This is a genomic window from Frateuria sp. (genome assembly GCF_013362045.1).
GTDB lineage: Bacteria > Pseudomonadota > Gammaproteobacteria > Xanthomonadales > Rhodanobacteraceae > Frateuria_A.
Genome location: NZ_JABFWW010000139.1, coordinates 21967 through 29918, shown reverse-complemented (window position 1 = coordinate 29918; position 7952 = coordinate 21967). Strand labels below are relative to the sequence as shown.

The following is a 7952-nucleotide window of genomic DNA, read 5'->3' as shown; positions in this document are numbered from 1 at the left end:
CACGAGGCCGCGTTGCTGCGCACGCTGGGGGCGCGACGCGGCCAGTTGCGGCTGGCGGCGGCCTGCGAGTTCGCCCTGCTCGGCCTGATCGCCGGCCTCACCGCTGCGCTGGGCGCTGCCGGTGCGGGCTGGTGGCTGGGCCGCGCGGTGTTCCACCTCGACGGGTTCGTGCCGCCGCTGCGGCCGCTGCTGGGCACGGCGCTGTTGGCTGCGCTGGTGGTCATGCTGCTGGGCCTGGCCGGTACCCGCCGGGTCACCCGCACTTCGCCGATGCGGCTGTTGCGGGAGCAATGAATCGACTCCAGACTGCGCGCTTTGACCAGGAGGCAGGCCGATGGGCAACGAGCAGAAACCCGCGAACGACCCGCGCCGCCGCGCGATGGCTTCGGGCGTGAGCGTGGGCATGGGATCGGGCATCGCCATCGGCGTGGCCCTGGGCGTCGCGTTGCACAACCTCGCGCTCGGCATCGGCCTGGGCATCGCCATCGGCGCGGGTCTGGGCACGTCCATCGGCGCCTCCCGCGCCAGGGCGTGCGGGCGCAAGGACACGCCGCCGCAGCCGTGACGACCATCGCTGGACAGCCGAGACCCTTCGCCATGTACACCCTCTACTACTCCCCCGGCGCCGCCAGCATGGTGGTGCACCTGGCCCTGCTGGAAGCCGGCGCGCCGCACGACCTTAAGCTGGTCGACATCGACGCCAAGGCCCAGCGCAGCCCCGAGTACCTCAGGCTCAACCCGCGCGGCGTAGTGCCCACGCTGGTGGTGGACGGCCAGCCGCTGTCCGAGTCGGCCGCGCTGCTGATGCTGCTGGCCGAGCGGCACCCGGACTCGCCGCTGGCGCCGCCCGCGGGCACGCCGGAGCGGGCCGCCTGGTATTCGTGGATCGTCTACCTCAGCAACACGCTGATGTCGTCCTTCCGCCTGTGGTTCTATCCGCAGGACCTGGACGACACGCCGGCCGCGCACGCCGCCGTGCAACGCAAGATCGAAAGCGTGTGGGACCACCTCGACGCGCACCTGGCGGCGCATGGCCCCTACCTGCTGGGCGAGCGCTTCTCCGGCGCCGACCTGCTGCTGACCATGCTGATGCGCTGGTCGCGCAACATGCCGCGCCCGGCCACCGAATGGCCGGCACTCGGGCGGCTGGCCGACCGGGTCCGCGCGCGGCCGAGCTGGCAGCGGCTCTACGAGGTCGAAGGGCTGCGCGAGTGGTAGCTCGCCGCGGCGGCGAGTCCCGATGACCGCGCGACGTTGGCTCGACCGGCTGAAGGCCGAGTGGCTACTGCTCGCATTTGCCCTGCTCACCGTGCTGCTGGCCGGTATCGATCCGCAGCCATTGCGCGCCTGGCAGCGCTGGCTGCAGGGACCGACCTTGGCCGGCCTGGCCGGCCTGCTCATTGCGATCCAGGGCATTCGCGACAGCGCCCTGGTGCAACACCTCGCCGCGGCGCTCTCTGCGCGCGCCCACTCGCTGCGTGGCCTGGGACTGATGCTGGTGAGCGCCGCGGCCCTGCTGTCGATGGCGCTGACCAACGACGTCAGCCTGTTCCTGCTGGTGCCGCTCACGGTGGCGATCGGCGGCCTGTCCAACCTGCCGGTGGCGCGCATGGTGGTGCTGGAGGCGCTGGCGGTGAACGCGGGCTCCACGCTGAGCCCGGTCGGCAATCCGCAGAACCTGTTGCTGTGGCAGCACGGGCAACTGACCTTTCTGGCCTTCGCCTGGGCCATGCTGCCGGCTGCCGCGGTGATGTTCGCGCTGCTGGCGGCGTTGACCTGGGCCTGGCTGCCGCGCGGCCGCGTGGCACTGGCGCCGCAGGCGCTGGACCGCCGCAGGGTGGCCGGCGGACTGGCCACGCTCTCGCTGGTAGCGCTGGCCTCGATGGTGCTGCTGATGGAATACGGCCACGCGGTGCTGGGTGCCGCCGTGCTGCTGGCCGTATTCGCACTGGCAGCGCGCCGCAGCCTGGCACGGGTGGACTGGCTGCTGCTGCTCACCTTCGCCGCGATCTTCCTGGGACTGGGCCACCTGGCCGAGCTGCCGCAGGTGCGTGGCGCGCTCGACCGCCTCGACTTCAGCCAGCCGCTGACGCTCTACCTGGCCGGCATCCTCGCCTCGCAGGCCATCAGCAACGTGCCGGCCACGGTGCTGCTGCTCGAACGGGCGCACGATCCCATCGCGCTGGCGGTGGCGGTCAACGTCGGCGGCTTCGGCCTGGCGATCGGCTCGCTGGCGAACCTGATCGCGCTGCGACTGGCCCGCCTGCCGCGCGGGTTGCGCATGCTGCATCGGGTGTCGATTCCGTTTCTGCTGGTGTGCGCGCCGCTGGTGTACCTGGCCTGGCGATGGGTGGGGTAACCGGCACGCGCAACTGCCCTGCGGGCATGGCTCCGCCACCCCACCCCTGACCTTTGACACTGTCTGCCCCATGACTCATGGCCTAGCTTGGCCGGCCATGGCCGCGCCGAGGGGACGCGGCCGGCAACTAGGCAACCGCCCCTGGGCGAACCACACAGAGGGAAATCCATGTCCAAGCAGTACCTGAAGCCGCTCGCGCTTGCCGTGAGCCTGGCGCTGTCGCTGACCGCCTGCGGCAAGCACGAAGCCGCCGAACAGAAGCCCGCCGCCAGTGCCAGCGCACCGGCCGCCACAGGCACCACCGCGATGGCCGCCGCGCCCAAGAGCGTGTTCGACGTCAGCGAGCTGGGGGCGATGGGCGAGGCCTGCACGGACTTCGACCAGTTCGTCAACGCCAAGTGGGTCGCCGCCAACCCGATCCCGTCCGACCGCAGCCGCTGGGGCGCCTTCGACCAGCTGGCCGAGGACAGCCTCAACACCCAGCACGCCATCGTCGACGCCGCCGCCAAGAACGCCGCCAGCGCGCAGGCCGGATCGATCCAGCAGAAGATCGGTTACCTGTATGCCTCGGGCATGGACGAGAACGCCATCGAAAAGGCCGGCTTCGATCCGATCAAGCCCAAGCTCGACGCGATTGCCGCGCTGAAGAACGGCCACGACGTCGCCGACTACCTCAACCAGAGCTTCGGCAACGGCGACATGCAGGTGTTCTCTTTCGGCTCCGGCGCGGACTTCAAGCACGCCGAAACGCAGATCGCCTACGTCAACCAGAGCGGCCTGGGCCTGCCGACCCGGGACTACTACCTCGATCCCAAGCATGCCGACGAGCGCAAGGCCTACCTCGACTACGTCGCCAAGACGCTGGAACTGACCGGCGTTTCCGCGGCCGACGCCAAGAAGCAGGCCGACCAGGTGATGGCCTTCGAGACCGAGCTGGCCAAGGCCTCGCTGGCGCCGGTCGAGCTGCGCACGCCGGAGAACCAGTACCACTTCGTCAGCGTCAAGGATGCGGACAAGGTCACCCCGCACTTCAGCTGGGAGAAGTTCTTCGCCGCCCAGGGCGTGGCCGTCGACAAGGGCTTCTCGCTGTCGCAGCCTAAGTTCTTCGCCGAGTTCGACAAGCTGCTGGCCAGCGCGCCGGTCGACCAGTGGCAGGCCTACCTGCGCTTCCACGTGGCCGACGACGCCTCGCCGCTGCTGTCGAAGGCGTTCCAGGACAACAAGTTCGATTTCTACGGCAAGACCCTCACCGGCCAGCCCGAGCAGCGGCCGCGCTGGAAGCGCGTGCTCGGTGCGGTGAACAGCTCGATGGGCATGGCGCTGGGCCAGCTCTACGTCGACAAGATGTTCAAGCCCGAGGCCAAGGCGCGCGCGCAGGAACTGGTGGACAACGTGCGCAACGCCCTCAAGGCGCGCATCGAGAACCTCGACTGGATGAGCCCGGAGACCAAGGCCAAGGCCATCGCCAAGTGGGATACCTTCCTGCCCAAGATCGGCTATCCCGAGAAGTGGCGCGACTGGTCCGGCCTCGAGATCAAGCCCGGCGCGTACTACGACAACGTGATGGCGGCGGCCAAGTACAACTACGAGTACGACATCCACAAGATCGGCAAGCCGACCGACCGCATGGAATGGGGCATGACCCCGCAGACGGTCAACGCCTATTACAACCCGACCGACAACACGATCAACTTCCCGGCCGCGATCCTGCAGCCGCCGTTCTTCTATGCCAACGGCGACGACGCGATCAACTACGGCGGCATCGGCGCGGTGATCGGCCACGAAGCCAGCCACGGCTTCGACGACGAGGGCAGCCAGTTCGACGGTGCCGGCAACAACGTCAACTGGTGGACCAAGGACGACCGCGCCAAGTTCGACCAGCGCGCCGACAAGCTGGTGGCGCAGTTCAACGACTACACGCCGATCAAGGACAAGCCCGACGCGCACGTCAACGGCCGCCTGACCCTGGGCGAGAACATCGGTGACCTGGGCGGCCTCAATTCCGCCTACGACGCCCTGCAGGCGGCCTTGAAGAAGAACCCCGCGGAAGCCGGCGGCAAGATCGACGGCTACACCCAGGACCAGCGCTTCTTCCTCAACTGGGCGCGCGTGTGGCGCGGCTCGATCCGCGAGAAGCAGGCCCTGCTGCGGCTCAACACCGACCCGCACGCCCCCGCTTCGCTGCGCGCGATCGGCGCACCGTCCAACATGGACGCCTTCGCCACCGCCTTCCAGTGCAAGCCGGGCGACGCGATGGTCCGCTCGGGCGACAAGCAGGTGAAGATCTGGTAACCCGCCCCCTCCCTTCGGGGAGGGCTTGCCAGCAAGCTTCGAGCCAAAGGCCCCGCTCCGGCGGGGCCTTTTCTTTCGACCGGCCCATGGCGTTCGCGCGGACGATTGGGTCAAGTCGATGGGCCGGCCTTCATGCGGGACGGCGCCCATGCCAACCCCACGACAGACCGCCCGGCTGTAAACCTCCGCGGCCACCACATCAAAGGCGCCGACACGGCCGCCCAGTGCGGGAGGTCACCTTCACTTCCGCCGGCATCGAGAACACCGACCGGGCCGCATCGGCGACATCTACCGCAACTGCCCTCGTGCGCATGGCACCACCCGTTGTGCAGTAAGGGGACAGGTGCGCGTCCGGCCGCAACTGGCGGTTCCCTCTGCACGCGCGGGAGCGGATAATCGGCGGCCCTTCATGCGACGCACGGCGGCACGATGTTCGTACCTGGTCAACGCTGGATATCCACCGCGGAGCCCGAACTGGGCCTGGGCACCGTCCTGCGGGTGGAGGGTCGCGGCGTGCAGGTACTGTTTGCCAAGGCCGGCGTCTTGCGGCCCTACGCGATCGACTCCGCGCCGCTGGTGCGCGCCGAGTTCCGCCCCGGCCAGCGCGTCGCCGGCAAGGGCGTGGCCTTCCTGGTCGAGCGCGTGGAGATCAAGGACGACCTGCTGATCTACCGCGGCGAAGGGCGCGAGCTGCACGAAGGCCAGCTCGACGACGAGCAGAGCGTGAGCCAGGCCGACGACCGCCTGGTCGGCGGACGCACCGACCCGGTGGCGCAGTTCGAACTGCGCCTGGAAGGCTTGCGCCGCCGCGCCGAGGCCCGCCGCTCGCCCACCTGGGGCCTGGCCGCCGCACGCATCGGGTTGGTGCCGCACCAGCTGCGCGTGGCCGGCATCGCTTCTTCGCGCCGCCCGCCGCGCGTGCTGCTGGCCGACGAGGTGGGCCTTGGCAAGACCATCGAAGCGGGCATGATCCTCGCCCGCCAGCTCGCCACCGGCCGCGCCTCGCGCGTGCTGGTGCTGCTGCCGGACACGCTCATCTACCAGTGGTTCGTCGAGCTGCTGCGCCGCTTCAACCTCAGCTTCGCCATCTACGACGAGGAACGCTGCGAGGCGCTGGAACAATCCGGCGACGCAGGCAATCCGTTCGAGGACGAACAGCTGGTCATCGCCGACTTCGGTTTCCTGGAAGAAAACCCCAAGCGCGCCCGCCAGCTGCAGGAGACGAACTGGGACCTGCTGATCGTCGACGAGGCGCACCACCTGGCCTGGACGCCCGAAGCGGCCAGCCCCCGCTACGCGCTGGCCGAACAGCTGGCCGCCAAAACCCCCGGCGTGATCCTGCTCACCGCCACGCCCGAGCAATTGGGCCGCAGCGGCCACTTCGCCCGCCTGCGCCTGCTCGATCCGCAGCGCTACCACGATCTGGACGTCTATCTGTCCGAAGCCGAGCGCTTCCAGGCGCTCTCGCCGATCGCCGACCGCCTGCAGTCGGGCGAGCCGCTGGATGAAACGCAGCGCACCACGCTGCGCGAGATCTTCGCCGGCGACGATGCCCTGCTCGCCCTGCTGGACGACACCGCGCGACCGATCGCCGCCCGCGTGCTGCTCGATGCCCTGATCGATCGCCACGGCACCGGCCGCGCCATGTTCCGCAACCGCCGCGCCGGCATCGGCGGCTTCCCGCGCCGCGTGCCCGAGTGGCAGCTGATCGACGCCGATGCGCTCGACGAGAATGCGCGCCAGGCGCTGCTGGCCGAGTTCCATGCCGACATCCAGCAGCCGGCGCCCGCGCTGGAACTGGACTACGCCAGCGATCCGCGCCTGGGCGCCCTGGTCGCCCTGCTCGACGCGCATCCGCAGGACAAGTTCCTGCTGATCTGCCGCAGCCAGGCCAAGGTGCTGGCGCTGGAGGAGGCGCTGCGCACGCGCACCGGCGCCGGCATCGCGCGCTTCCACGAGGGCCTGGGCATCGTGCAGCGCGACCGCAACGCCGCCTACTTCGCGCAGCCCGACGGCGCGCGGCTGCTGCTGTGCTCGGAGATCGGCTCCGAAGGCCGCAACTTCCAGTTCGCCCATCGCCTCATCCTGTGGGACCTGCCGCTCGATCCGGACCTGCTCGAGCAGCGCATCGGCCGCCTGGACCGCATCGGCCAGGCCCATGACATCGCCATCCACATCCTCGCCGTCGAGGACAGCGCACAGCACGTGCTCGCGCGCTGGTACGACGAAGGCGTGGACGCCTTCCGTTCCAGCCCCGCCGACGGCCGCGAATTGCTGCGACGCTACGGCGAACCGCTGGTGCAACTGGCCCAGGAACACGCCCGCAACGCCGACAGCCGCGACCAGGAGCTGGATGCGCTGATCGCCGACACCCGCGCCACCCATGAGGAACTGGCCGCGCTGATCCACGCCGGCCGCGACCATCTGCTCGAACTGGCCGCCAGCCGCGACCCGCATGCCGACGAACTGGGCCAGGCCTTCCGCCGCGAGGACGTCGACCCCGCGCGCGACGCCTATGTGCAGCGCCTGCTGGAAGCCTTCGGCATCCATGCCGAGGAGCTCGGCGGCCGGGTGCTGCTGCTCGATCCGCAGTACCTCTCCACCGATGCTCTGCCCGGCTTCGCCGAAGGCCCGATCTCGGCCACCTTCGCCCGCGAGGTGGCGCTGGCGCGCGAGGAACTGCCGCTGCTGCGCTTCGACCACCCGCTGGTGATGGGTGCGCTGGACCTGGCGCTCTCCGGCGAGCAGGGCAATGCCGCCTTCATGGTCGACGATGCGCTGCCGCCGCGCAGCGCGCTGCTGCAGGCGGTGTTCCTGCTCGAGTGCGTGGCCGACCGCGCACTCGATGCCGAGCGCTTCCTGCCCACCCTGCCGCTGGTGGTCAACGTCGACACCCGGCTGGCCGAGCGCAACGGCTTCGAGCCCAGCGAGGCGGCCGTGCGCAAGGCCGCCGACCGCAACATCGAGGTGCCGCGCTACCGCAAGTTCCTGGCCAAGCTGGTGCCGCCGATGCTGGAGAAGGCCGAGGCGATCGCCGGCCAGCGCGCGCAGGAGCACGTCGCCGAGGCCCTCGCCCTGGCCACCGCCTCGCTGGATGCGGAACTGTCCCGCCTGCGCGCGCTGCGCGAGGTCAACCCGTCGATCAACCCGGCCGAGATCGCCGCGCTGGAAGCCGAACGCCAGGCGCTGCTCGCCGCCCTGCCGCAATCGCGCCTGCGGCTGGATGCGGTGCGCTTCGTCGCCAGCCCGGATTTCCTTGCCCTGCGCTGACCCGGCAAGTCGTGGGGTGGGCTTCAGTCCA

General features: G+C 70.0%; 6 protein-coding genes. All 6 read left to right on the top strand.

Going from position 1 to position 7952, the window contains the following annotated elements; translation table 11 throughout:
• A partial coding sequence (locus HOQ08_RS06720) for an FtsX-like permease family protein (protein ID WP_291192602.1) occupies positions 1-294 on the top strand: 294 nt, incomplete at its 5' end.
• 40 nt (positions 295-334) lie between these two features.
• On the top strand, positions 335-565 hold the full coding sequence (locus HOQ08_RS06715) for a hypothetical protein (protein WP_291192601.1): 231 nt from the start codon (positions 335-337) through the stop codon (positions 563-565).
• Positions 566-597: 32 nt separating this feature from the next.
• The gene (locus HOQ08_RS06710; protein WP_291192600.1) at positions 598-1218 is read left to right on the top strand and encodes a glutathione S-transferase family protein; all 621 of its coding nucleotides are present in this window, start codon (positions 598-600) and stop codon (positions 1216-1218) included.
• Between the two features lie 22 nt (positions 1219-1240).
• Positions 1241-2359: an SLC13 family permease gene (locus HOQ08_RS06705; protein ID WP_291192599.1), complete on the top strand. Its 1119-nt coding sequence runs from the start codon at positions 1241-1243 to the stop codon at positions 2357-2359.
• Between the two features lie 168 nt (positions 2360-2527).
• Positions 2528-4651, top strand: coding sequence for a M13-type metalloendopeptidase (locus tag HOQ08_RS06700; protein ID WP_291192598.1), 2124 nt, complete (start codon positions 2528-2530; stop codon positions 4649-4651).
• Positions 4652-5080: 429 nt separating this feature from the next.
• Positions 5081-7921, top strand: a complete 2841-nt coding sequence (gene rapA, locus HOQ08_RS06695; RefSeq protein WP_291192597.1) for an RNA polymerase-associated protein RapA — start codon at positions 5081-5083, stop codon at positions 7919-7921.
• The last annotated feature ends 31 nt before the right edge of the window (positions 7922-7952 follow it).